Source organism: Cobetia sp. BL01, from assembly GCF_056493605.1.
Genome location: NZ_JBVBEE010000006.1, coordinates 161,657 through 185,891 on the forward strand (window position 1 = coordinate 161,657; position 24,235 = coordinate 185,891).

Here is a 24,235-nt window from a genome sequence, read left to right on the forward strand (position 1 = left end):
TGCGCTGGCGAGCCTCATGATCTGCCGGAGGATTCGGCCTCCTGAGCCAGCCTTGCCTGCTTGAGTTCCACTCCCCAGCGATAGCCACCGAGACCACCATCACCCCGCACCACGCGGTGGCAGGGCGTCAGCAGGGCGAGGGGGTTGGCACCGCAGGCATTGGCGACGGCGCGGCTGGCAGTGGGTCGCCCCAGAGCTTCGGCCAGTTGCCGGTAGGTCAGGGTCTCGCCGCTCAGGGTGGTATTCAGTTGCTGCCAGACACGCAGCTGAAATGCGGTACCGCGCACATCCAGCGGCAGCTCGATGAAGAGCGTCTGGCTCGTCTGTGGAGTCTCGCAGAGTGCCAGCAGGCGTGCACCGAGCATTGCATGCAGTGATTGCCCTGCCTCGTCGTCGGGTGTCACCTGTTGCCAGTCAGCCTCTGGCAGACGAGCTTCCAGAGCACTCTGCCCAGCATCACGGCTATCCGTCAGCTGGATGGCCACCACTCCACGTTCACTGAGCGCGGCGCTCAGCCAGCAGTGATGCTCGGGCATACCGAAACTGCATGGCCAGTGCATCGCCAATAGTGTCTCGCCACTGCCTCCTTTCGAACGAGCGCTGGGTGTCATGCCGCCGGCGCGTGCATGGGCACGGCTGGTGGAGCGATAGCCTGCCGTGAGGATGGCGTCGGTGACACCGCGCCCTTGTTCGAGCAGATCATGAAAGCGCAGCTGGCGCAGTCCGCTGGCATAGTCGCTGGGCGACAGGCCGAGCCAGGCCTTGAAGCGGCGCTGAAGGTGAGAGCTGCCAAGGCCCGTGAGGATGGCCAGACGGCTCAGTGACGGTGTCGGCCGGCTCTCGGCGACAGCGGCTTCCAGTTGCCGACAGACGGCGATGAGCCAGTGTGGCATGTCGGGGATATCGCGGTTGTCCGAGGATGAATCCGTCTCTGGGTGACAGCGACGGCACGCGCGCAGCCCGGCTGCATGCGCGGCGCGGGTGTCAGGGAAGAACCTGACATTGTCACGCCGTGGAGGCGGTGAGGGACAGCCGATACGGCAGAAGATGCCGGTGGTGATCACGCCATAGCGCAATGACTCACCGGCAATCGACTGGCGAGCCAGCAGGCGTTGCCAGATGGCGTCTTGTGCCGCTCGTGAAGGAGTCATCGTTCGTCTCGCTGTGACGGAGTTCCGCCCAGTATCGCCACGTGGCGACTACCTCGCACTCCGCATCTTGCACTGGCTTTCGAGATCGGTGTCTCAGAATTCCATCGATTCCTGGCGCTTTTCCTCTTCCTCGGCCTGCTTGCGCAGCTTCTTGCGAATCGCGGCCTTGTGGAAGCGCAGTTTCTGCTCCTGGGTTTCCAGGTTCAGTGGCGGCACCGGAACCGGATTGCCGTCCGGATCCACCGCGACCATGGTCAGGTAGCAGCTGTTGGTATGACGAATCAGGCGACCCTGGATGGACTCGGCGACGACCTTGATGCCGATTTCCATCGAGGAGCGGCCGACATGATTGACGGAGGCCAGGAAGGTCACCAGCTCGCCGACGTGAATCGGCTGCTTGAAGCGCACCTGGTCCACCGACAGAGTGACGACGTAGCTGCCGCTGTAGCGGCTGGCACAGGCGTAGGCGACTTCATCCAGCTTCTTGAGAATGGCGCCACCGTGCACCTTGCCGCTGAAGTTGGCCATGTCCGGTGTCATCAACTCGGTCATGATCAACTGGTGCTGACCGGGGAGGGCGTCATTGAGGGTGGCCTGATCAGGCTGGGTGTCATTCATGCAGGAATCCTTGATGAGCGAGTCAGGGTCAGAAAGGCTCGAGTGACCCTGGGGACGGGTATCGGAGCGGGATGATTCTTGTCCCTGACAGTCTGAGGGATTCGGCGTCACTTGGCACCCTGTGAGCGGCATATCAGCACTCTCTGAACGACCTGGCCCCCGAGGAATCACTCCCCGGGGGCCAGGTGGCATGACGTTGCGAGGGGCCGGGAGTCGTGGCGTTCGAACGTCTCGTCAGAGATATTTCGTCACGGCGACCTTCTCATAGAAGGGTCAGCCCCAGTGAGATGATGATACCGGTCACCAGCAGCTGCACCAGACAGAACCCCATGATGTCCTTGGCCTTCAGGCCCGCGATGGCCAGGACAGGCAGTGCCCAGAAAGGCTGCAGCATGTTGGTCCAGGCATCGCCCCAGGCGACGGCCATCGCGACGCGTGGCAGGTCGGCACCCAATGCCTGGGCGGCAGGAATCATGACCGGTGCCTGAACCGCCCACTGCCCACCACCGGAAGGTACGAACAGATTGACGATACCGGCACTGATGAAGGACCAGAACGGCAGGCTCTCGGCGCTGGCGATCGACACGAATCCCTCGGAGAGGGTAGTCGCCAGTCCGGACTGCACCATGATGGCCATGATGCCGGCATAGAAGGGGAACTGGATGACGATACCGGCGCCGCCCTTGATGGCCTCGTTCAGACTGTCCAGCAGCTTGCGCGGCGTGCCATGCAGCACGATGGCCAGGAACAGGAAGCTGAAGTTGATCACGTTGAGATTCAGGCCACCGCCACGAATCACGAAGTGATCCACCAGCCAGGCGAGGCCGAACAGCCCCACGACCCAGGCGAGGATCGGTGAGTTCTCGAGACGCTCGGCGGGACGAGGCTGGTCGCTGATCTCGGTGGGCTTTTCCTCCAGCAGGGCCGGATCCACGTACACGCTTTCCTTCTCGAAGGGCATCATGGCGCGATTGACCAGCGGCATGATCAGCAGCAGCGCCGCGACGATGGCGATATTGAAGAAGGCAAAGATGGTGTCCGAGGTGGGCACGATGCCGATGCTCTCCTCGGTGAAGTGGCCCGCGGTGGCGATGGTCAGCGGAATCGAGCCCGAGATGCCCGCATGCCAGATCACGAAACCTGAGTAGGCGCTGGCGATCAGCAGCCGGTAATCCACCTTGATCATCTTGGCCAGCTGCTTGGCGAACAGTGCACCGATCACTAGTCCGAAGCCCCAGTTGATCCAGCTGGCGATCAGCGAGACGAAGGTGACCAGCATGATGGCACTGCTAGGCGTTCTGGCCAGCGAGGCGATGCTGGCCAGGCCCTTCTTCACCGGCGGCGTATTGGCGAGCATGAACCCCGAGATCAATACCAGCAGCATCTGCATGGAGAAGGTCAGCAGATTCCAGAAGCCATCGCCCCAGTAGCGCATTACCTCGGCGGGGGAGCGTTGCTCGATCAGCATGGCGGCTGCGGCCGCGACGACGGTCAACAGCAATACGAAGATATAGGGGTCAGGTAGATAGCGCTCGACCAGCTTGACGGCTGGCCGGGATAGCGATTGCAGCATGTGATGCTCCCTGTGGCTTTTTATCGGTATGGGAGTTGGGTTGGCATGCTCACATTAGTCTATCCGATAGCAGTAGAGTATCGCGCGATGGTCGAGGGGTAGGGCTCCGATGCGCCTGGCGAGCACTTCATCGCTGGATCAACACAGGGCGTGCTCTGCTCGATAGGGTTCAGCGCCAGTGGTGACGGCGATGATGCAGATAGTAGCCGCCGAGCACGACAGAACGAACGCTGGTAAACAGCAGGAACGCCAGCCACAGGCCATGATTTCCGAAGCTCTCGAGCAGGGGCCACAGTCCGATGAATGCCAGCAGGGAGACCACCAGCGTATTGCGCATTTCACGTGTCGCCGTGGCACCGATGAAGATCCCGTCCAGCAGGTAGCTCCATACGGCCACCAACGGCATGGCGACCATCCAGGGCAGATAGGTGATTGCCAGTTGTCGTACCTCGGGCAGGTCCGTCAGCAGGGCGATCATCTGCGGGCCAAGGAGCCATAGCAGCAGGCTTGCGGCGGCGGCAGTAACCAACGAGAAGCGCGTAGCCGCCCTGACGCTGCGAGTGAAGCGCTGCCAGTCTCCCTGTCCCACGGCGCGGCCGACCTCTGATTCAGCAGCCTGCGCGAAACCATCGAGCCCGTAGGACGTGATCATCACGAATTGCAGCAGCACGGCATTGGCCGCCAGAGTCTCGTCCCCGAAGCTGGCTCCCTGGGACGTGAAATAGGCCGTGGCGCCCAATAGACACAGGGTGCGCACGAAGAGGTGCTGATTGACGCGGATCAGTACGCTCCAGGCGGACAGTGACAACAGGGCGGCGCGATCACTGTGACCCGGCATGCGGGAGAGTTGACGTGACACCAGCCACAGGCCGGCCGCCAACCCGCAGTAATCCGCGATCACACTGGCCAGGGCCACGCCATCACTGGTCATCCCCAGGCCTGGGACGAAGGCGAGATCCAGCACGATATTGAGCACATTGGTCAGCACCAGGATACCCAGCGTCACCCGTGAATTCCCCAGGCCCAGAAACCAGCCCAGTATCACGTAATTGATCAGTACGGCGGGTGCCGACCACAGGCGAATGCTGGCGTAGTCATGGGCCAGTGCGCGAGTGGTCTCGCTGGCCTCCATCAAGCCCAGGCCCAGCGAAATGAGCGGTGAGCCGAGCAGCATCAGCAGCATGCCGATGGCCAGTGCCAGCAGAATGCCCTGTCCGAGCAGCGTTCGCAGCCGGTCGTGATCGCCACGGCCATGTGCCTGGGCCGTCATGCCGGTCGTGCCCATGCGCAGGAAGCCGAAGCCCCAGTAAAGGAAGCTGAACAGCACCGCGCCCAGCGTGACGGCACCCAGATAGATCGCATCTTCCAGATGCCCGACCACGGCGGTATCCACCAGTCCGAGCAACGGCACCGAGATATTGGAAAGGATGATCGGCCAGGCGAGCTGCCAGAGATGGCGGTCGGTGCGAGCGGCCGATGGAGAAGAGGGGTCGGCTTGTCGTGAAGAATCGGTCATTGGCGCTCCATTCAGGTGGTACAAGCCTACCCTTGCGAAAGAAGTCGTCAATGGCTTTGAGGAGCTCTGGATATGATGATGCCCTGCAAAACTCTGCAGGGCATCAACAACAGGCGATGATTCTTGAATGACTATTTAAAGAAAAGGAAGCGCCGTTTAGAAATACATGCCAGCACTCAAGCTCCAAAGGTCAATGTCGACATCTTCGTCGGAGCTGCCACTGTCCACATCGAGCATATAACGCGTGTATTCAGCACGGGCGAAAAGGGATTGATTGCTGTACTCAAGGCCGCCACCGAAAATGGGGTCAGTACCGTTGTCCTTTTCCTTGTCGTTGAGAAGCTTGGCCTCGGAGTCCCATTTGATGGCGCCGATGCGCCCGATTACGCTCAAGCCACCGTCGATTGGCAAGCGACCCAGCAGTGAAGCCGATACGCCATCGACTTCAAAGGACGCGACCTGACCAACGCCGCTGACCTTGCCCGTTGCCTCCCCCAGGTTGACGTAGGCGACTTCCATGCTGAAATTCGGGTTGAATCGATAACCGCCGAACAGCGTATAAGCGGCATCCCTTTCATCAACATTGGCGCCCTCGATGTCATCGATATCATCGAGAGTGTCACTGTGATAGACAGCCTGACCGGCGCCCCCACCCAGATAGAACTTGTCAGATGGTGCGGTATCGCCAGCGGCATGAGCCTGTGTTGCCGAGAAAAGCAGAGCACCGGTGAATAGCATCCTTGCAAACATGATCGTTATCCTTGCACGTGTTATTGATTATGATGGTTTCGTACGAGTTATATAATATCACCGCAGGTCTAATATATCGTCATATTGTATTATAAGCATTCTCGCAACAGTATCCTTGATGCGACGCACCATCAACGTTGACCACCCGGAATGCACACTCTCCAGTCGGAATGTCTTCACCTGATACACTTGAGTGGAGTCGTGCGCCTACAGGCCACCATCCTGGTGGGGACGCGAGTGCATCCATGCAGCCTACAGGGAGTTAGGGGAATGAAAACAAGACAAGAAGGGTGGTTGGGACTCGTGGCGGGTGGGGTGATGACCCTTGCCATGGCCATGCCCGCTCAGGCGCTGGACCTGCCTGGCGAGCCGGAGCAGTCAGGCCCCAGAGCCGGTGCCATGGTGGCAGATGCCTTGATCGGGCGTCCTCTGTTGTTGTTGACGACAGTCGCGGGTACGGCAGTCTTCTTGGTGTCAGCGCCTTTTGCGGCTCTCGGGGGCAATCTGGACGCCACTGCAGAGACGTTGGTCAAGACGCCAGCCGAAGCTACGTTCCGACGCTGTCTGGGATGTGAGATGAGTCGGCGGGCCGAGGAAATGTGAGATCTGCCTTGGCATGGTGCAAGGAGAGTCATGCCATGAAGCAATGACCCCGCACACGACACCGCCGGCCATCATGGCCGGCGGTGTCGTGTGCGGGGTCAGCGGAAAGAGGCTGAACTCGAGCGCTGCAATATCACGAGGCCTCATCTGGGAGAGGTCGTGACTCGATGGTCTTCGGTGGGGGGCAGATTGTTGAAGCACAGAACGCGTTGACGGCCCGAGCGCTTGGCCTGATAGAGCGCGTTGTCGGCCATGCTGAACAACGTGTCGGTCGATTGGCTGTCGTGGGGAGCATTGGCGACGCCGGCGGAGAAGCTCAGCCCTGTCAGCTGTCCCAGGGTGTCATGCTCGAAACTTTCTTCCCGGAAGGCTTCAAGGATGGCTTCGACGCGTGCGCGTGTCACGGCAGCGCTGGCCCCCGGCATCAGAATGACGAACTCTTCCCCACCATAACGGCAGGCTTCATCCGAGCTGCGCAGCGACTCGCGGATGATGCTGGCGAGGCGAGACAGAACCTGGTCCCCCATCTCATGACCGTAGGTATCATTGACCTGTTTGAAGTTGTCCAGATCCAGAACTACCAGTGAAAGGGGGTTGCCGATGCTGGCTTCTGCCAGTTTCTGTGGCAGCACTTCATCCAGATGCCGGCGATTGTAGAGTCGAGTGAGGGTGTCCCGACGTGCCTCATGGGCCAGCCCCTGTTTCAGTTGCAGGTCAGCCAGCGCCAGCATGATCAATTGACAGACGTCCTCTGCCAGCGGGCGGAGGTGCTCCTGACTCTCGCTGTCAGAGGGGATCTGCAGCGTGAAGTTGCCGATCACCGTATCCCCGACGCTCAGTGAGTGATTGAGTACGCAGACTTCCGTCGGAGCCGTCCCCCACTGGATATGTGTCTTCTGCTGGTGATCCGCCGGATCTGCCAGTTGCAGCGTGCCCTCGCAGCCGGCGAACAGGCTGGGCAGGCGCACATTGAGCTGGGTGACGATCTCGTCCAGTCGTGAGCAGGTCAGCAAGCGTTCCGAAAGATGATGGATCTGGGTGCGGCTCTCCGAAAGGCGCGACAGCTTGAGATTGGCGATCTGGAGGTCTCGTTGCGCGCGTTTGCGATCCGTGATGTCGTGCACGATCGAAAACAGCAGGGTGCGGCCATTGAGGTCAACCGGGCCTGTGAAGATCTCGACGTCACGCAGTTCGCCGTTGGCCAGCTGATGGCTGGCCTCAAAGTGGTTGTCAGTACGGTTGACCACCGAACGAATGCGCTTCGAGAGCGTCTGGCTTGCCAGCACGTTGATGCGTCCCAGGGGCATGCCACACATCTCACCGATGCTGTAGCCGTAGAAATCGGCGGCGACCGGGTTGGCATCGATGATTTCAGCCAGTTCCGGATCGATCAGCAGCTTGATGGCGTTGCCGGTACTGAAGACTTCCTGATAGAGCGTCGCGTTCTCCTCCAGCAATTCGATGGCGCGGCGACGGTCCTCGATGTTGTTGACCAGTACCAGGGTGCGATCCTCGCCTTCAAGCGGAGTAAGGGTGACTTCCGCCCAGAACAGATGCCCGCGCGCGGTCTGCATGTGGTATTCGTCCTGGAAGTTGCCGCCCTCGCGCTGGAGCTGCCCCCAGGCACGCTTCAGGCGACTGACTTCCTCGAGGGAGAACAGCCCCCAGAGGGACTGCTGGAAGAGCTCGGCTTCACCTCTGCCCAACAGGTTGTGCATGGCGGAGTTGGCATCGACGATGGTGCCGCTGCGATCTGCCACGATGATGCCCACGGGGGCCGAATGGTAGATGGAGCGCAGCCGTGCCCGACTGGTGATCAGGCGTTGCTGCTGTTCCTTGATCCAGTCGATATCGCTGTGAGTGCCGATCATGCGCAATGGTCGACCGTCCGGTGAGCGTTCGACGACTCTTCCCTGATCCAGAATCCACTTCCATTCGCCGCTGCGGGTCAGCATGCGATGCTCGTTGCGGTACTCGACGCTGTGCCCCTCGAAGTGTTGCTTGAGGTCTTCCAGCGTCCGCTGCATGTCGTCAGGGTGTATGCGCGATTTCCATTCGTCGAAGCTGCTGCCGATGTCCTCTTCTTCATAGCCCAGCGTCGCTTTCCACTGCGGAGAGTAGAAGACCTGATCGCTGTCCTGCTTCCAGTCCCAGACACCGGCGCCTGAACCTTCCAGCGCGAACTGCCAGCGCTGTTCCGCTTCTGCCAGCGCACTGCTCATGTCCTTGAGTCGCTGGTAGGGGTAGACCAGGCGTGAGGAATAGATGGCGTGGTAGAGCATGCCGTAGGCGGCCACCTTGTACAGGTGCCCCAGGAGATTGAAGACGTCGTGGGCAGTGGCATACAGGGTGAAGCAGAGCTCCGAGAGGCCAGTGGCAAGCGCGGCGACGGCCAGCCAGCTGATGTTGGTGCCCTCGGGCAGACGTCGGGAGCTGAGCAGCAGGATCGCGGCGATCAGGGATCCGATCGCCAGTACCCATTCGTAACCGATCTTCCACGCCGTCAGGCCGCTTCCGGGGATGAAGGTCGCGGGGAGGTAGTCAAGATGATAGAGCCCTACCCAGCTGACCAGCAGGCCAATGACAAGCGTCAAGACGAACGCCAGTGGCAGCCGGCGGCGCGTCATCGGGCGTGAGGTGATCAGGCAGGGTGCCAGCAGCGCCACGACGAAGGCCGTCCGCCCCGCCAGCCAGAAGTGGATGGCTTTCTGTACCGACGCCTCACTGACGAAGTTCGGCATGCCGTCATAGCTGAAGATATGAATCAGGTCGAAGAAGGCCGAGAGCAGAAAGGCACAGCCCATCACCACGAAGCTGACGGGGACCGTGCTGCGATGGCCCTGGAAGATGGAGATGGCCGCCATCGAGGCGACCAGTACCGCACCGATCTCAAGCAGTGAATGAGGGATGAGGTATTGCGCGACTGACGTGAAGATATCGGGGCGTGGCAGCAGGATCAGCAGCACCATCAAGACCAGCATTCCGGCCAGACCGACCAATCCCGAGGCGGGAAGTGGAGTATGGGCTTTGAAGGCTGGCATTTTCAGGGCTGACGGCAGTTGGCGTGATGACATGTGCATTCCGTGCGCGTGAAGGGCGATCGGTGACTGTATCCCTACAGGATAGAATACTTCTGTTACTGTGTACTAACAGAAATTAACCGATAGTCGCGCTATCCACCATCATATTCTTTATCGCTGATGAAAGTGCGAGGCGCCTGCCTCCCGGGAAGTCGCGCAAGGCGAGCCGTCCTGCACGGTGTCAGCGGCTGACCGCTGGCATTGAGACTCGTGCGGTCATCGCACATCGCGAAGCACGCAGGATGGAAGAGGTTGAAAAGCCAGTGAAGAGAGAAGAGTGAAGGGAGAAAACAATAGAAGAGAGACGAGCAAGCGGGAGGAGAAAGGAGAGGCGACAGGACAGGAGGGAGAGGAATGCTGCCAAGGAGGGAATCAGGGCATGGCTTCTACAGGCGTTGCAGGAGTGTCAGTCCACCACGAGCGCCTGACCGGGGCAGGCGCTCGTGGTGGCGGGCAGGTGCAGATCAGTTGCCCAGCGCAGCCGTGATGATCTGGTACTTCTCCATCAACTCTTCCTGGCTTTCCTTGTTGGCCGGGTCGAGCGGGATGCAGTCAACCGGGCAGACCTGCTGGCATTGCGGCTCATCGAAGTGGCCGACGCACTCGGTGCACAGGTCCGGGTCGATGACATAGATCTCTTCACCCGGCGAGATGGCGCCATTGGGACATTCCGGCTCGCAGACGTCGCAGTTGATGCACTCATCAGTGATGATCAGGGCCATGGTGGTGTCCTCAGCTTGTGGCGGTGTCGGCGCCGGGCGGATTGAAGTGGCTGGCAAGAGCCTCGGCCACTATCGGGTGCACCAGACGCGACACATCACCCCCGTGTCGCGAGATTTCGCGCACGATGGTCGATGAAATATAGGAGTTCTGCAGTTCCGGGGTCAGGAACAGGCTGTCGACGTGCGGCGCCTGTGCCCGGTTCATGTTGGCCAGCTGCAGCTCGTACTCGAAGTCGGATACCGCGCGCAGGCCGCGCAGAATGATACGCGCATTCTGCTGTTCCAGCAGCTCCGTCAGCAGACAACTGAAACCGATGACCTCGACATTGTCGAGATGCGAGAGAATCTGTCGGGCAAGCTCGATGCGCAGTTCCAGTGGAAGGGCGGGTTGCTTGCTCGGGCTGTAGGCGACCGCGACGATGACCTTGTCGAACAGGCGAGCACCACGCTCGATCAGGTCGGTATGGCCATTGGTGATCGGATCGAAGGTGCCAGGGTAGACGGCAATGTTCTTGGGCATGACGAACTCGTGCTCTGTCAGCGGGCCATCGCGGACGGCCTTGCTGCAATGGACGACGAAGGATGAGAAGCCTGCGCTCTGGTCTTGGTGCAAGACGCCTGCGGGCAACGAGCGAAAGCTGGTGGCCAGTCCGAGTGTAGAACCCCCAGCCTTGCTGTGGCCAGCAGGCTGGGGGAGCGCTCTTCATGGCAGTCACTCACGAGGTGTCGCTAGAGTGACCCGAAGGGGTTGTCGACCTTGAGAGAGACGGCTTTCGCGTATCCCGGAATGCGGATCTCGCGATCAGTGATCTCAAGCTCCGGCCCTTCCAGCACACCCTCGCCGAAGCGGTAGGTCGGCGTGAATTCACCGCGCTGCGCCTTGTCCAGATAGTCCGCCCGACGTTGCTCACAGAGGCCGCTGCGCTCACGCCAGGCCGCCAGGGCGTCGTCACCATGTCGCGCTGTCAGCAGCTTCAGCGTGACATCGGCCGACAGCACCACGCCGCTGGCGTTGTTGCCACCGAATCCCTTGGCATTGATGAAGGCGACATCGGCCGAGAATTCGCGAGCTTCGCGTCGGATGTCGAGGTGGCTGTGATGCACGTCTTCGGCGATGGCATCCAGCGTCGGAATGCCCGGCAGAATGCCGGTGGTCATGCTGCCGAGTGCCGAGACCGTCTGATCACCCGCCGCGCTGCCCTGGCTGTGGCCGACGAAGGTCTTCACCGCCACGACAGGCCATGCTTCGATACCGTTGGCCCGCGCCACCTCGTTGAGCACATGGGATTCGGTCGTGCGGTTCTTCGGTGTGGAGGTGGCGTGTGCATGCACGAAACTGCGCTGGCGTACGCCTTCATCACCGACGATGTCTCGCGCCAGCGCCACCGCCTTGCTCAGCGTGATGTAATTGCCGACGCCAGGTGCCGAGATGGACCGCTTCCAGCCATCCGCATTGACGAAGACATCCGGGACACTGCCCAGGATGCGAGCGCCGGTCTCCAGCGCCAGCTCGTCCGCCATCAGAATCACGAACTGGGTCGCTTCGGCGATGGTGAAACCGCAGTTGCGCGCAAAGGGACGGCAGGCTTTCTGGTAATCGCTGTCAGTGAGGACTTCCAGTGCATCGAGGGCCTTGAGGCTCTCGTCATCGGCCAGCGCCCCCATGCTGCGGAACCCTTCAATGACTTCCGGCGTGATGGGCGCATCCGCCGTGCCTACCATCACCACGCGACGGCGTCCGCTGCGGATGTCATTCAGGCCCAGCTTCAGGTTGTAGAGGAAACTGGCGCAGGCACCCATCGCGGCACCGGCTCCCCCGACATTGCCAAGCACATAGGCATTCAGGAAGTCGGCCGGCATCTGGGCATAGCCCAGCGGCATCTGCTTGGAGGTGGCGCGCTCGCCGGCCACGAAGGACTTCATCAGTCCGCCCCAGCCTTCAGTGTCCATCTGGCCGATCGAGTTGCCGGCATAGACGGCAATGTCGTCGGGGTCGAGGCTGTCGCGCAGCGAGTCCCAGTCAAGTCCGCTGTCGCCGAGGCAATCACTGGCGCCGAAGATGGTCATCGACAGGCCGCGAGGGTGATGCACGCTGCGGTAGAGCTGCTCCGGCGCGAAGCCGCTGGGCAGCTGACCGGCGGCGCGCACCAGTGCCCTGCGGTTGTCCGGCAGCAGGACATCGAATTCGCCTGCCGGCACCGTGACTTCGACGCGACGATTGTCCAGCTCGCGGATCTGCCACGCGGCGGGTGGCTGCTCCGGCAGCTGGCGGCTGCGCAGGGTGAAGCTCAGGTCCTCGGTCAACGTCAGGCGTGACTGGCGGTTGGCGGGAATCCCGGCGTCATTGAAGCGTTCGTCTTCGATGCGACGAATCAGGGAATGTGCCAGTACCTGCTCTTCCAGACGAGCCGCGAGTGCCTGTGCCTCGGCGGGCTGGCCTTCGGCATCGAACCACTGACCCTGCTCGTCGCAGCGGGCGAGATTCATGAGCGATGCAAGGCCCAGCAGGGTCTCCTGGCGGTCCGTCTCCGACAGAGTCTCGAGCACCGTGCGCCGGAAGGCTTGATGACCCGAAGTCCTGCCGGCGGCGTTGACTCCGCCCATGCCGACGATCACCGGTAAGTGTGACAAGCCGCTTTCCTCGTGAAAAATGCTGTGAGTCGTTGGTCTGGGCGACGCCTCTGCGGGCATTCGTCCAAATGATGCCGCGATGATAACACCCCCTCAATACAGGCGTCATGCACCCTGCTCTCAGGCTGCGGCGCTAGCGAGGACTCGCTGCGAACACTGTGCGATATCCTGCGTTGCAGGGTAGGCCATTCCACCGAGGTCCTGGGTCACGAAAAAAGATCAATCGTTTGTTTGATTATGGGCGTGACGGATGAGATGCTTCAGGGGCTGTTTGAGTCGCTAGAGTTGGTGTAGGCGCGTGCCGAGAGGCATGCGCCTTTTTTTGTGCATTGCCTGCCGGCGCTTGCCGCCAGACCGAGCGGGGCGCGGCGGATTCCCGGAAGAGGAATCTGCTAGAATTCCCTCGTCCATTTTCTGCTCGCCTGCCACTGGAATTCCGATGTACGCCAACTCCCGTCAGATCGACTCTCCCCAGTCCGGCCCCCACGAGGACATCGAGCGGCGCGTACGCCGTGCGATGGCACATCCGCTTCGCAAGCCAGTCGCGGAGCACACGCGTGAGGCGTTTGAACAGGCGCAACGCTGGCTGGCGGAACAGGACAAGCCCTTGTGGCTGGACAGCGGCTGTGGCGTCGGGCGCTCGACCCGCCTGCTGGCACTGGCCCATCCGGATCATGCGGTGATCGGGGTCGATCGCAGCGAGGACCGCCTCACTCGCAAGCACGGCGAGCTTCCGGACAACGCGTTGCTGGTACGTGCTGATCTCGTTGATTTCTGGCGTCTCGCACTGGCGGCAGGCTGGGCGCCGGCTCATCACACCCTGTTGTATCCCAATCCCTATCCCAAGGCGCGTCACCTCAAGATGCGCTGGCAAGGCCATCCGGTATTTCCGATCATCATGGCATTGGGCGGTCGGCTCGAGTTGCGCACCAACTGGCAGATCTACGCACTGGAATTCGCTCAGGCCATCGGTCATGCCACCGGTGTCGAGGTGACGGCAGAGGCCTTTGTCCCGCAGGGCGATTATCTGACCCACTTCGAGCGCAAGTATCATGAGTCCGGTCAGGCGCTGTGGCGCCTTGAATGCCAGCTCGAGCACACGCCTGAGCGTTACCCCCTGCAGGTGTGAGGCGTGTCATGCCGGCGGCAGGTTCTGGTTGGCGATGGCGGCGTGACTGTCACGGAAGGTGTCGCGCAGTGATTGGCGCAGCCAGCTGGCGGCAGGGCCGCGGGGGCTGTCACGTCGCGAGATCAATTCGATATCGATATCGGCGGTGGCGCCCAGTGCACTCAGGTCCAGTATCGCCAGCCGCTTCTGGAAGGGCGGGTAATGGGCGATGTGGCGTGGCACCTGTGCCCAGCCCAGGCCACGTGTCGTCAGTTCCGCCATGGCATAGAAGCTGTTGAGCTGCCAGAAACGCTGTGAACGAGGAGCTTCCTGGCCGGGGCCCAGCTGCTGACGCTGACCGATCATCAATTGACGGTGATCCGCCAGATCGCTGTGGGTCGGGCTCTCGAGCTGTGCCAGGGGATGGTCGCGGGCGACGATCAGCACCTGCTCCAGTCGTCCCAGTGCCTCCCGCTCCAGTGCCATGGCACAGAGCGGCTGGCAGAACAGGATGCCGAGGTTGGCCTCGTGCTGCTCCACCCAGCGCGCCACTTCATCCTGAGCCCCATTGAGCAGATTCAGTGTCAGTGTCGGATACTGCACCGCCATCTTTTCCAGTACTTCCATCACGGGTGGCATCTCCACCAGCGCTTCATCGATCGCCAGTGTCAGGCTGGCTTCCAGGCCCTCGCTGAGGGTGCGTGCACGAGCCTCCAGGCGTTGGCATTGCACCAGTACGCTATTGGCTTCGTGCAGCAGTGCCTTGCCTGCAGGTGTCAGGATGGGGGTGCGCGGGGTGCGATCGAACAGTTCGCAGCCCAGGTCCATCTCCAGATTGGCGATGGCGGTGCTGACGGCGGACTGCGCACGGCCCAGACGACGTGCCGCGGCGGAGAAAGACCCCGTTTCCGCGACGCAACGCAGCGTCGTCAGCTGTTCCAGTGTCCAGTTCATTGCCTTTCCTCTTGCCTCGATCCATCTGAATACTAGATGGATACTAACTTTCATCCATCTCCATGACCTCTAGAATGCCTGACATATCCACCTCGCACAGCCGCACGGCATCATGTGCGAAGTCTGAGCAGGAGTCTCGGTGATGCGTTCCAACAAAGAGCGATTGGCACAGGCTGGGTTGCTGGAGCTGGGCGGCATTCTGATCGTGGCCCCGCTGTCCGCCATGTTGACGGGGCATGATCTGGCGAGCATGGGGAGCCTGGCCGTGGTGATGTCCACGCTGGCCGTGATCTGGAGTACGGTCTGGAACTGGATGTTCGACCGCTGGGTACCGACTCGCCAGCGCAATATGCTTCAGCGCATCACCCAGGCACTCGGCTTCGAGCTGGGGCTGGTGCTGGTGACGGTCTTCCTCGTCGCGGCCTGGCTGGAGATCGGGCTATGGCAGGCACTGTTGCTGGACCTTGGTTTCGTGGCCTTTTTCCTTGTCTGGGCCATGATCTTCAATCCACTGTTCGACGCGGTCATGACCCGCCTGCTGGCACGCAAGGCAGCCCGTGAGCGGAAGCACCCGTCACCACATTCCATGAGGTGAGTCGATGAGTTATGTCTTTCTGGCGCTGGCAATACTGGCAGAGGTCATCGCGACCAGTGCGCTCAAGGCCTCCGAGTCCTTTTCGCGACTCGGCCCCAGCCTGATCGTGGTGGTGGGGTACGGCATCGCCTTCTATCTTCTGACGCTGGTGCTGCGGGACCTGCCGCTGGGCGTCACCTATGCGGTGTGGTCTGGACTGGGGATCGTGCTGGTCACCCTGTTCGGCGCGGTGGTCTATCGCGAGATGCCGGACCTGCCGGCGATCCTGGGTCTGGCGATGATCGTGGGGGGAGTTGCCGTCCTGCATCTGTTTTCCAGCGCCACTCCTCATTAAGCTAGAGGCATCACGGCGCCAATCCGGCTGTGACATGGATGCTCACCGACGACGTCACTGGATGCCTCATGCCTCTACTTCGCACTGCACCAACCTCTGCGCGACCTGCGTTGCTGCCCACGTTGCTCTCTTCGCTGCTTCGCCCGTTCAAGGCAGCGGCACACCCCGCGGTGTCGGGAATGCCGCTGCGCTTCACGCGCTCGCTGCGCGGACTGGCCATCGCCGCAGGCGCTACCCTGGTGGCGACCGGGCCGGCGCAGGCAGCCGGGTTCGACAACCTCACTCGCCTGGCTGACAAGGGCTTCATCGTCAGTGCCCAGGCTCGCATGCTGGACACCGGCGAGACGCTGGCCTCGGTCGATCCCGGCCTGCAATTGACGCCCGCATCGTTGTCCAAGCTCTATATCGCTGGCGCGGCGCTGGACCGTTTCGGGCCGCAGTATCGCTTCTCCACACGTCTGCGCAGCACGGGCTCGATCAATGACGGCGTGTTGACCGGCGATCTGGTGCTCGAGGGCAGTGGTGACCCGGCATTGACCAGTGAAGAATTGTGGCGCCTGACCGAAGAGCTGCGCTTCAGAGGCATCCGGCGCATCGAGGGACGCCTGCTGGTCAGTCAGTGGCGTTTCGGGCCGGTGCCATGCATCAGTACCGATCGCTGCAATGCCTCGCGTCGCTCGAGCAACGCCTATGATGCGCTGCTGTCGTCCGCGGCCAGCAACTATGCCAGCTGGTGCGTGAAGGTGATGCCGGGGGCGGGCAGTCAGGCGCCGGCGCGACTTGCCAGCTGTGACACGACCCAGCCCACCGAGATCTTCGACAATCAGGTCACCACCGTCGCGGCCGGCGGAAAGAATGCCCTCAATGCGCGGCGTACCACCAGCAACGGGCGCGATACGCTGGTCGTCAGTGGCACCATCGCCGCCGACAGCCAGCCGCGCAGCATCTACCGTGCCGTGTCCAATCCGGCGCTGTATACCGGCGAGCTGATGCGCGACATGCTGGCGCGTGCCGGCATCGCGGTCACGGGCGGCGTGGATATCACCACCACGGCGCCGCCTTCCAGTGCGGTACAGCTGGGGAGTGTCGAGGGCAAGCCGATGCAGGAGCTGTTGACGCGGATGCTCAACTACTCCAACAACTTCATGGCCGACCAGCTGACATTGGCACTGGTCGGTGGCAGTCAGGCCACGCTGCGTCAGGGAGGCGCCAAGCTTGAGACCTTCGCCAGCGCGATTCCGGGTCACGGTCCGCTGACGCTATATTCAGGCAGTGGTCTGACCTCGCAGAACCGTACCAGCGTCAACGGTCTGATCGCGTTGCTCGACAGCATGTACCACCGTCCGGCCCTGTTCCCCACTTTCGTTGCTGGGCTTCAGGCACCGGCCAATGGTCCGATGCGCTTCATTCGGCGCGGCAGCGAGACCTTCCGCAACCACGTGATGGTCAAGACGGGAACGCTCAACAATCCTGTGCCGGTGCGCGCCATCTCGGGCTACTTCCGCACCCAGACAGGCCGCTGGGGAGCCTTTGCCGTGATGGTCAACGGGCGTGCCGCCGTGCCGTATCTTTCCTGGCCGCAGGTGCTGGATCCGGTCGCGGAGGACCTGACTGCGATGATCGAGCGCAATTGATCCATCGGCCGTGACTGCATGACACGAAAGCCCCCGCCAGCTGGCGGGGGCTTTCGTCTTCATGGCCTGTGTGACAGGCACAAAAAACCCCGCCCGAAGGCGGGGTGATCCTCCACACGCCCGGCATGGCTGAGGGGAGGGCACTCGGGACGCTCGACAGGGCGTAACGAGATGCCTAGAGCATAGCGTCGTGAGGCCGCCTTGGCTAACCTCAAACAGCGTATTGCACCGCAACAATCAATGACTTGGCGCAATTTTCGTGGCAATGGCGCATTTTTTCCGTGATCGGCTGCGATTCGTGGTGCGCGCTGGCATGTCAGCGGGCGGGATCCAGCAGTACGCGGCCACTGATGTTGCCGTCGATCATGGCCTCGGCACGTGCCGCGATGTCATCCAGTCCCACCGTCTCCAGCTGCATCCGCGCGTGCAGCTCGCTGGAGACCTCGGCCAGTCGTTGCCACACCTGCTGGCGACGCTCGGCATTGATCATCACGCTGTCGACGCCGAGCAATGAGACGCCGCGCAGGATGAATGGCATCACGCTGGTGGGCAGGTCGGCGCCCGCCGCGAGTCCCACGGCCGCCACCTTGCCATCGTAATGCATCTGCGCCAGCAGGTTGGCCAGTACCTGGCCACCGGCGGTATCCACGGCACCGGCCCAGCGGCTCTTCTCCAGCGGACGGCCCTTCTCCTCGAAATCGCTGCGCAGATGGACCTCGCTCGCACCCAGTGACTCGAGCCACTCACGCTGCTCGGCCTTGCCGCTGACCGCGTGGACCTCGAAGCCCTGCCCGGCCAGCATCTGCACTGCCCAGCTGCCGACCCCGCCAGTGGCACCGGTGACGATCACCGGGCCTTGCTGGGGCGTCAGGCCGGCCTCTTCGAGACGCATCACGCACAGCATGGCAGTCAGGCCCGCCGTGCCGAAGGCCATGGCCTGTTCGGCGCTCAGGTTCGCGGGGCGCTTGACCAGCCACTCGGGCTTGACGCGCATGCGCTCGGCCAGTCCGCCCCAATGACGCTCGCCCACGCCCCAGCCGGTCAGGATGACCTCGTCGCCTGGCTGGAAGTCCGGCGAATCGGAGGCCTCGACACGACCCGCGAAATCGATGCCCGGCACGAAGGGCAGCTCGCGCACGATCTTGCCACGGCCGGTGATGGCCAGCGCATCCTTGTAGTTGAGGCCGGAACGCTCGATGGCCACCGTGACAGGCAGGTCGGGTAGCTGATCATCGGAGAGTTCGACGACTCGGGCGCGTGGGGGCTCGTCGTGCAGCATCAGTGCGCGGGACATGGCAGTCTCCTCGTGATTGGCGTTGGTGTTGGCGCTCTTCCTGCGTGAAGGTGTCAGGGCGTCTGGCGTGAGACGCTCGGTCTCACAGTGCCTGCAAGCGACGCCGCGGGGAAGTCCCGAGACCTCGACATTGGGATGAGACTGACGCAACCGGGGCCGCTGATCAGATGAAGCTGCGCACGGTGGCCAGGCCGACAAGGGTCATCAGCACGGTATAGGGCAGCGCCATCCATACCATGCGCCCGTAGGACAGCCGGACCAGCGGGGCGATGGCCGAGGTGAGCAGGAACAGGAACGCCGCCTGACCATTGGGGGTCGCCACGCTTGGCAGGTTGGTGCCGGTGTTGACCGCCACCGCCAGCGCATGGAAATGCTCACGACTGATGTTGCCCGCCAGGTACTCGTTCTTTACCTGAGTGATGTATACCGTCGCCACGAAGACATTGTCCGAGATGGCGGACAGCAGTCCGTTGGCAAGGAACAGCGCCCCCGCCTGGTCCTCCATCGGCAGACTGAGCACCCATTGGATGAAGGGCTGGAACAGATGCTGCTCGTGGATGACGGCGACGATGGTGAAGAACACCACCAGCAGTGACGTGAAGGGCAGCGCTTCCTGGAAGGCGCGTCCGATCTGATGCTCATCGGTGATGCCGTTGCCGGCGGTCAACAGGATGATCACCGCCAGCCCGATCAGCCCGACCTCGGCCAGATGCAGCGCCAGTGACAGGACCAGCAGGATGGCCACCACCCCCTGCACGATCAACGCTGCGCGCTCGCGCGGGGTTCGGCGCGCATCCTGATGGCGATCATAGTCCTCGAGAATCCGGCGGACGCTGGCAGGGAGGCGTTGGCCATAGCCGAACCAGCGGCCGCGTTCCAGCAGCACGCACAGCGCAAGTCCGGCGAAGAAGGTGGGAAGGGTGACGGGGGCCATCTGCAGGAAGAAGGACAGGAAATCCCACTCGGCGGCCTTGGCGATCACCAGATTCTGCGGCTCGCCGATCATGGTGCTGACGCCCCCCAGCGCGGTACCGACGGCACCATGCATCAACAGCGAGCGCAGGAAGCCGCGGAAGTCCTCGAGATCTTCGCTATGGATCGCCTCGACACTGATGTCGTTGGCGTGATCATGCTGGGTATCGAAATTCTTGCCTGACGCCACCTTGTGATACACGGAGTAGAAGCCCACCGCGATACCGATGATCACCGCGGTCACGGTCAAGGCATCCAGGAAGGCGGACAGCAGGGCGCTGGCCAGACAGAACATCAGCGACAGCCAGGTCTTGGAGCGGACGCCGAGAATGATCTTGGTGAAGGTATAGAGCAGCAACGGCTTCATGAAGTAGATGCCTGCCACCATGAACATCAACAGCAGGATCACCGGCAGATTGCGCTCCATCTCCTGCATGATGGCATCCGGGGAGGCCATGCCGATGGCGACGGCCTCGATCGCCAGCAGGCCGCCGGGTTGCAGCGGGTAGCACTTGAGCGCCATGGCCAGCGTGAAGATGAATTCGCCCAGCAACAGCCAGCCGACGATCACCCCACCCTGAGGGCCGCTGAACCACAGCAGCAGCGGATTGGTGATCAGGAACAGGCACATCAACTGCTTGTACCAGCGCGGCGATTGGCCGAGGAAGTTGCGCGCCAGTCCGTGACCGAGTGTCTGGCGTGTGTCGTGAGATGAGGAAGGCATGGGCAGTTCCCGGGCGTTGACTTGTTGTTGTTGGATGACAGTATCGGCAATGCCGCAACATCGCGGGCTTTGCTATCATCGCCGCCGTCATCGAGCGCCTGGCGGTATTAGAGCATGCTCGGTGATGAGGTCTCGGGTAGCCTTTGGTCGTGAAAACCGCGCAGCTAGCGCTGCGAGGTCGCCAGCCGGTGTGCTGGCAGCTCTTCCCGAGACGTGTTTCTGGTAAACGTCATCGTCCGATTGAAAGATCGGCCTCTGCAGCCACCGTGCTGCGTCTGCACGAGACCCGAAGATGAAATCACGGCATACCGGCCTGACCCACCTCAAGCACTCCGCGCGTTACTCTCTCAAGGGGCTCAAGGCGGCCTGGCGCAATGAAGAAGCCTTCCGGCAGGAGTTGATCCTGTGCGCGCTACTCTTGCCGTTCGCCTGGTGGATCGGGGAATCGCACATCGAGTGGCTGCTGCTGGTCGGCTCCATCCTGATCGTGTTGATGGTCGAGCTGCTCAATTCCGCGGTGGAGTGCGCGATCGATCGCATCGGCCCGGAGTTTCATGAACTGTCCGGGCGCGCCAAGGACATGGGCTCGGCAGCGGTGATGCTCGGTCTGATCTTCGCGGGCCTGACCTGGGGCACGCTGCTCTACGACAAGCTGTTCGGATAGGGCATATCGTCTGTGGGGCATGGCCGTGTCATGTCCCCTCTGCCTCCGTTATGCTGAAGGTCGGATCGAAGGAGACGACCATGCCCGACAACGCCCCCGCCTCATCACCCCACTCTTCCCGCCCGTCAGCGGATCTCCCGCTGCCGGCAGACTTCCTGCCGCTGGAGTCGCTGCTCGGCCAGCAATCCGAGCACAGTCGCCAGACACTGGAGGAGGCTGCCGGCGCCGCACGGGAGCGTCTGAACGAGAGCCTGATGCAGGCCCGGAGTCTCAGCGAGATGCGCGGCGATGCCAGCTCGCCCGTGGCGACGTTTCTGGCGCTGGGGGCGCAGCAACGTCTCGAGCTCGCCCGTCTGGTCACGCTGTCGGACTTCGCTCTCGATACCCTGTGCCGTCGCCCTGAGCTTCTGGCCGAACTGATCGAGAGCGGCGAGCTTGAACGCGCCTTGCCGCCACGGGAATTGAGCGCACGGCTGGCGGAGGGACTGTCGGCCGCCGAGAATGAAAAGGCGATGCAGCAGGTGCTGCGGCGTTTCCGCCAGCTGCGCATGCTGGGCATCATCTGGCGTGACCTCAATGGCACGGGCATGTGGGACACGGCGGGCGCGGTCTCGCGACTGGCCGAGGTCTCGCTTGAAGGTGCGCTGGGATGGCTGGAGGCCTTTCTTGAGCCGCGCTATGGCCGCCCGGCAGCGGATCGCTTCGGAGAGCCACAGCGGTTGGTGGTGCTCGGCATGGGCAAGCTGGGGGCCGGAGAGCTCAACCTGTCCTCCGATATCGACTTGATCTTCGCCTTCCCCGACAAGGGCGAGACGACGGGCGGGCGCAAGTCGCTGGATCACCAGGAATATTTCACGCGGCTGGGCCAGAAGTTGATCGCGGCGCTGGATGCGATGACCGCCGATGGCTTCGTGTTCCGCGTCGACATGCGCCTGCGGCCGCTGGGGGACGGCGGCCCACTGGTGGGCAGCTTCTCGATGCTGGCCAGCTACTACCAGGATCAGGGGCGTGAATGGGAGCGCTACGCGATGCTCAAGGCGCGTCCAGTGGCCGGCAGCATCACCGCGGGCGAGCGACTGATCGCACATCTGCGGCCCTTCGTCTACCGCAAGTATCTGGACTTCGGCGCCATCGAATCCCTGCGCGAGATGAAGGGGATGATCAATCGCGAGGTCAAGCGCCGCGGGCTCTCTGACAACATAAAGCTGGGGTCCGGTGGCATTCGCGAAGTGGAATTCGTCGCCCAGGCCTTCCAGTTGATCCGCGGTGGGCGCGAGTCGGAACTGCAGGTCACCTCACTCAAGACAGCCTTCGCGCGACTGCCCGAGCTTGGCTTGCTGCCACAGGCGGTCGTGGATGAGCTGGTGCCGGATTACGTCTTCCTGCGTGATCTTGAGCATGCCCTGCAGGCGCAGGCCGACCGCCAGACCCAGACATTGCCGCTGGACCCGCTGGGGCGCGAGCGTCTCGCCCTGGCGATGCAGCTGCCGGACTGGGAGGCGCTCACCGAGCGACTCGAAGAGGTGCGCGCTCGCATCCGGCTGCACTTCGACAACGTGATCGCCGCGCCGGAAGACGAGGAAACCGAACCGCCCGAAGGGCAGCAGGCACTCGATGAGTGGCGTGCCCTGTGGCGCGATGAGCTGACGGTGGAAGAGGGTCGGGAGCTGCTCGCCGAAAGCGGATTCGAGGCACCCGACGAGAGTCTGCGGCGCCTGAACAGCCTGCGTCGCTCACGGGCAGTGCAGGGGATGCAGCGCATCGGTTTTGATCGTCTGGATGCCTTGATGCCCTCATTGCTGCAGGCGCTGGGCTCGGCGGCGGGCGACCCGGAAAAGCCCGGCGAGCATGATGCCAGTCGCGTACTGGAGCGTGTGCTGCCGCTGATCGAGGCCGTGTTGCGTCGCACGGCCTACCTGGCGCTGCTGCGCGAGAATCCTGATGCACTGACGCAGTTGATGCGCCTGTGTGCGGCGAGCCCCTGGATTGCCGAGCAGCTGGCGCGCTATCCGGTGCTGCTGGACGAGCTGCTGCACCCGCACAATCTCTACTCGCCCGCCGACAAGGTGCGTCTGGCCGATGAGCTGCGCATCGCGCTGTCACGCATCCCCGAAGAGGATGAAGAGGCGTTGCTCGAGGCGCTGCGCGTCTTCCGGCACGCCCAGGTACTGCACGTCGCGGCCTCCGACATCGCGGGGGCGCGCCCGCTGATGAAGGTGAGCGATTATCTGACCTTCATCGCTGAGGTGATCCTCGAGCAGGTACTGGCGATGGCCTGGAAGACCCTGACCCGCAAGCACGGCTTTCCGCTGGGGCGGGATGGCCAGCCGATCACCGGGGACAGTCTGAGCGGCTGCTTCGTGATCGTCGGCTACGGCAAGCTGGGGGGCATCGAGCTGGGCTATGGCTCGGATCTGGATCTGGTCTTCCTGCACGATGCCGCCAGCAAGGGCCAGACGGATGGCCCGCGCCCCCTCGACAACCCGCTGTTCTTCACCCGGCTGGGTCAGCGCATCATTCATCTGCTGACCGCGGTGACTCCGGCCGGTGCCCTCTACGAAGTCGACATGCGCCTGCGGCCTTCCGGCAACTCCGGACTGCTGGTCTCGAGCCTGGCTTCCTTCCGTGATTACCAGCTTTCCCAGGCCTGGACCTGGGAGCATCAGGCGCTGGTGCGGGCACGTGCCGTGGCGGGGGATCCGGCGCTGGCGCTGGCGTTTGAGCAGACACGTCGGGAGGTGCTGGGGCAGGCCCGAGAGGCCGATGCCCTGGGCAAGGAAGTCGTCGCCATGCGCCACAAGATGCGGGATCACCTGGGGAGTTCCGCCAAGGACCGGGATGCAGGCCAGTTCCACCTCAAGCAGGATGCGGGAGGCATCGTCGATATCGAGTTTCTGGCCCAGTACTGCGTGTTGTCGATGAGCCATCAGGAGCCTGAGCTTCTGAGATGGAGTGACAACATGCGACTGCTCGAGACGCTGGAGGCCTGTGGGCGCCTGCCGGGGGAACAGGCCAGTGAGCTGCGCGAGGCCTATCTGGCCTATCGCAATACCAGCCACCGCCTCGCGCTGGAAAAGCGTGGCAGCCTCATCAATCTCGAACAGGTGCCGCTCATCGCCATGCACCGCGAGCGTGTCATCGCCATCTGGCAATCCTTGCTGGGGGAGTGATCTTGACTCAGACATTTCGTGTTCAGCTCAGGCATTCCCTGTCCCGATGATTCGCGCGGCGTGATTAAACGCCATATCAATGCTCGCAATCCCCTGTCGCCATCCCCAAGAAAGGGTGCACCAGACAACGTTGACAGGGGAG

19 protein-coding genes are annotated in these 24,235 nt (G+C 62.5%); 7 read left to right on the forward strand and 12 right to left on the reverse strand.

Annotated elements, in window-relative coordinates; all coding sequences use genetic code 11:
* Positions 1-14: 14 nt before the first annotated feature.
* The 5 genes from ACZYGA_RS12405 to ACZYGA_RS12425 form a co-directional block, all read right to left on the reverse strand.
* A complete protein-coding gene (locus ACZYGA_RS12405) occupies positions 15-1,151 on the reverse strand; it encodes a bifunctional transcriptional activator/DNA repair enzyme AdaA (protein ID WP_284729204.1) in 1,137 nt (378 codons plus the stop codon).
* A gap of 93 nt (positions 1,152-1,244) precedes the next feature.
* The gene (locus ACZYGA_RS12410) at positions 1,245-1,769 is read right to left on the reverse strand and encodes an acyl-CoA thioesterase (protein WP_077378016.1); all 525 of its coding nucleotides are present in this window, start codon (positions 1,767-1,769) and stop codon (positions 1,245-1,247) included.
* 262 nt (positions 1,770-2,031) lie between these two features.
* Complete coding sequence (locus ACZYGA_RS12415) at positions 2,032-3,342, reverse strand: short-chain fatty acid transporter (RefSeq protein ID WP_404626350.1); 1,311 nt, start codon at positions 3,340-3,342, stop codon at positions 2,032-2,034.
* A 169-nt stretch (positions 3,343-3,511) separates the two neighbouring features.
* Positions 3,512-4,858: an MATE family efflux transporter gene (locus ACZYGA_RS12420; protein WP_084207852.1), complete on the reverse strand. Its 1,347-nt coding sequence runs from the start codon at positions 4,856-4,858 to the stop codon at positions 3,512-3,514.
* 156 nt (positions 4,859-5,014) lie between these two features.
* Positions 5,015-5,608, reverse strand: a complete 594-nt coding sequence (locus ACZYGA_RS12425) for an outer membrane beta-barrel protein (RefSeq protein ID WP_136939581.1) — start codon at positions 5,606-5,608, stop codon at positions 5,015-5,017.
* Between the two features lie 270 nt (positions 5,609-5,878).
* On the opposite strand from ACZYGA_RS12425, the gene ACZYGA_RS12430 reads away from it, so the two are divergent.
* Complete coding sequence (locus ACZYGA_RS12430; RefSeq protein ID WP_404626356.1) at positions 5,879-6,211, forward strand: hypothetical protein; 333 nt, start codon at positions 5,879-5,881, stop codon at positions 6,209-6,211.
* 143 nt (positions 6,212-6,354) lie between these two features.
* Here ACZYGA_RS12430 and ACZYGA_RS12435 read toward each other — a convergent pair whose 3' ends face one another.
* The 4 genes from ACZYGA_RS12435 to ACZYGA_RS12450 form a co-directional block, all read right to left on the reverse strand.
* Complete coding sequence (locus ACZYGA_RS12435; protein WP_404626358.1) at positions 6,355-9,285, reverse strand: sensor domain-containing diguanylate cyclase; 2,931 nt, start codon at positions 9,283-9,285, stop codon at positions 6,355-6,357.
* Positions 9,286-9,755: 470 nt separating this feature from the next.
* Positions 9,756-10,013 carry a YfhL family 4Fe-4S dicluster ferredoxin gene (locus ACZYGA_RS12440; protein WP_077378030.1) on the reverse strand — a complete coding sequence of 86 codons (258 nt, stop codon included), beginning with the start codon at positions 10,011-10,013 and terminating at the stop codon, positions 9,756-9,758.
* Positions 10,014-10,023: 10 nt separating this feature from the next.
* Positions 10,024-10,533: a pantetheine-phosphate adenylyltransferase gene (gene coaD / locus ACZYGA_RS12445; protein WP_077378212.1), complete on the reverse strand. Its 510-nt coding sequence runs from the start codon at positions 10,531-10,533 to the stop codon at positions 10,024-10,026.
* Positions 10,534-10,742: 209 nt separating this feature from the next.
* A complete protein-coding gene (locus ACZYGA_RS12450) occupies positions 10,743-12,617 on the reverse strand; it encodes a beta-ketoacyl synthase (RefSeq protein WP_176494288.1) in 1,875 nt (624 codons plus the stop codon).
* Between the two features lie 466 nt (positions 12,618-13,083).
* Here ACZYGA_RS12450 and trmB point away from each other — a divergent pair, with 466 nt between their 5' ends.
* A complete protein-coding gene (trmB, locus tag ACZYGA_RS12455) occupies positions 13,084-13,773 on the forward strand; it encodes a tRNA (guanine(46)-N(7))-methyltransferase TrmB (protein WP_404626361.1) in 690 nt (229 codons plus the stop codon).
* A 6-nt stretch (positions 13,774-13,779) separates the two neighbouring features.
* On the opposite strand, the gene ACZYGA_RS12460 is transcribed toward trmB, so the two are convergent.
* A complete protein-coding gene (locus ACZYGA_RS12460) occupies positions 13,780-14,706 on the reverse strand; it encodes a LysR family transcriptional regulator (protein ID WP_084207855.1) in 927 nt (308 codons plus the stop codon).
* Between the two features lie 142 nt (positions 14,707-14,848).
* On the opposite strand from ACZYGA_RS12460, the gene ACZYGA_RS12465 reads away from it, so the two are divergent.
* The 3 genes from ACZYGA_RS12465 (at position 14,849) to dacB (ending at position 17,269) form a co-directional block, all read left to right on the forward strand.
* Positions 14,849-15,301, forward strand: coding sequence for a PACE efflux transporter (locus ACZYGA_RS12465; RefSeq protein WP_077378043.1), 453 nt, complete (start codon positions 14,849-14,851; stop codon positions 15,299-15,301).
* A 4-nt stretch (positions 15,302-15,305) separates the two neighbouring features.
* The gene (locus ACZYGA_RS12470; RefSeq protein WP_077378046.1) at positions 15,306-15,635 is read left to right on the forward strand and encodes a DMT family transporter; all 330 of its coding nucleotides are present in this window, start codon (positions 15,306-15,308) and stop codon (positions 15,633-15,635) included.
* A 179-nt stretch (positions 15,636-15,814) separates the two neighbouring features.
* On the forward strand, positions 15,815-17,269 hold the full coding sequence (gene dacB / locus ACZYGA_RS12475; protein ID WP_176494267.1) for a D-alanyl-D-alanine carboxypeptidase/D-alanyl-D-alanine endopeptidase: 1,455 nt from the start codon (positions 15,815-15,817) through the stop codon (positions 17,267-17,269).
* A gap of 316 nt (positions 17,270-17,585) precedes the next feature.
* Here the strand turns inward: dacB and ACZYGA_RS12480 are convergent, their stop codons facing one another.
* Positions 17,586-18,563 carry an MDR family oxidoreductase gene (locus ACZYGA_RS12480; RefSeq protein WP_404626365.1) on the reverse strand — a complete coding sequence of 326 codons (978 nt, stop codon included), beginning with the start codon at positions 18,561-18,563 and terminating at the stop codon, positions 17,586-17,588.
* 163 nt (positions 18,564-18,726) lie between these two features.
* On the reverse strand, positions 18,727-20,259 hold the full coding sequence (gene nhaB / locus ACZYGA_RS12485; RefSeq protein WP_077378054.1) for a sodium/proton antiporter NhaB: 1,533 nt from the start codon (positions 20,257-20,259) through the stop codon (positions 18,727-18,729).
* A 292-nt stretch (positions 20,260-20,551) separates the two neighbouring features.
* Between nhaB and ACZYGA_RS12490 the strand changes: the two genes are divergently transcribed.
* Positions 20,552-20,923, forward strand: a complete 372-nt coding sequence (locus ACZYGA_RS12490) for a diacylglycerol kinase (RefSeq protein WP_077378057.1) — start codon at positions 20,552-20,554, stop codon at positions 20,921-20,923.
* Positions 20,924-21,003: 80 nt separating this feature from the next.
* Positions 21,004-24,093, forward strand: coding sequence for a bifunctional [glutamate--ammonia ligase]-adenylyl-L-tyrosine phosphorylase/[glutamate--ammonia-ligase] adenylyltransferase (gene glnE / locus ACZYGA_RS12495; RefSeq protein WP_404626368.1), 3,090 nt, complete (start codon positions 21,004-21,006; stop codon positions 24,091-24,093).
* Positions 24,094-24,235: the final 142 nt, after the last annotated feature.

Excerpts from the sequence above, each read along its gene's own strand:
- ACZYGA_RS12405 (WP_284729204.1), bottom strand. The coding sequence starts at position 1,151 with ATGACTCCTTCACGAGCGGCACAAGACGCCATCTGGCAACGCCTGCTG.
- ACZYGA_RS12410 (WP_077378016.1), bottom strand. The coding sequence starts at position 1,769 with ATGAATGACACCCAGCCTGATCAGGCCACCCTCAATGACGCCCTCCCC.
- ACZYGA_RS12415 (WP_404626350.1), bottom strand. The coding sequence starts at position 3,342 with ATGCTGCAATCGCTATCCCGGCCAGCCGTCAAGCTGGTCGAGCGCTAT.
- ACZYGA_RS12420 (WP_084207852.1), bottom strand. The coding sequence starts at position 4,858 with ATGACCGATTCTTCACGACAAGCCGACCCCTCTTCTCCATCGGCCGCT.
- ACZYGA_RS12425 (WP_136939581.1), bottom strand. The coding sequence starts at position 5,608 with ATGTTTGCAAGGATGCTATTCACCGGTGCTCTGCTTTTCTCGGCAACA.
- ACZYGA_RS12430 (WP_404626356.1), top strand. The coding sequence starts at position 5,879 with ATGAAAACAAGACAAGAAGGGTGGTTGGGACTCGTGGCGGGTGGGGTG.
- ACZYGA_RS12435 (WP_404626358.1), bottom strand. The coding sequence starts at position 9,285 with ATGTCATCACGCCAACTGCCGTCAGCCCTGAAAATGCCAGCCTTCAAA.
- ACZYGA_RS12440 (WP_077378030.1), bottom strand. The coding sequence starts at position 10,013 with ATGGCCCTGATCATCACTGATGAGTGCATCAACTGCGACGTCTGCGAG.
- coaD (WP_077378212.1), bottom strand. The coding sequence starts at position 10,533 with ATGCCCAAGAACATTGCCGTCTACCCTGGCACCTTCGATCCGATCACC.
- ACZYGA_RS12450 (WP_176494288.1), bottom strand. The coding sequence starts at position 12,617 with ATGGGCGGAGTCAACGCCGCCGGCAGGACTTCGGGTCATCAAGCCTTC.
- trmB (WP_404626361.1), top strand. The coding sequence starts at position 13,084 with ATGTACGCCAACTCCCGTCAGATCGACTCTCCCCAGTCCGGCCCCCAC.
- ACZYGA_RS12460 (WP_084207855.1), bottom strand. The coding sequence starts at position 14,706 with ATGAACTGGACACTGGAACAGCTGACGACGCTGCGTTGCGTCGCGGAA.
- ACZYGA_RS12465 (WP_077378043.1), top strand. The coding sequence starts at position 14,849 with ATGCGTTCCAACAAAGAGCGATTGGCACAGGCTGGGTTGCTGGAGCTG.
- ACZYGA_RS12470 (WP_077378046.1), top strand. The coding sequence starts at position 15,306 with ATGAGTTATGTCTTTCTGGCGCTGGCAATACTGGCAGAGGTCATCGCG.
- dacB (WP_176494267.1), top strand. The coding sequence starts at position 15,815 with ATGCCGCTGCGCTTCACGCGCTCGCTGCGCGGACTGGCCATCGCCGCA.
- ACZYGA_RS12480 (WP_404626365.1), bottom strand. The coding sequence starts at position 18,563 with ATGTCCCGCGCACTGATGCTGCACGACGAGCCCCCACGCGCCCGAGTC.
- nhaB (WP_077378054.1), bottom strand. The coding sequence starts at position 20,259 with ATGCCTTCCTCATCTCACGACACACGCCAGACACTCGGTCACGGACTG.
- ACZYGA_RS12490 (WP_077378057.1), top strand. The coding sequence starts at position 20,552 with ATGAAATCACGGCATACCGGCCTGACCCACCTCAAGCACTCCGCGCGT.
- glnE (WP_404626368.1), top strand. The coding sequence starts at position 21,004 with ATGCCCGACAACGCCCCCGCCTCATCACCCCACTCTTCCCGCCCGTCA.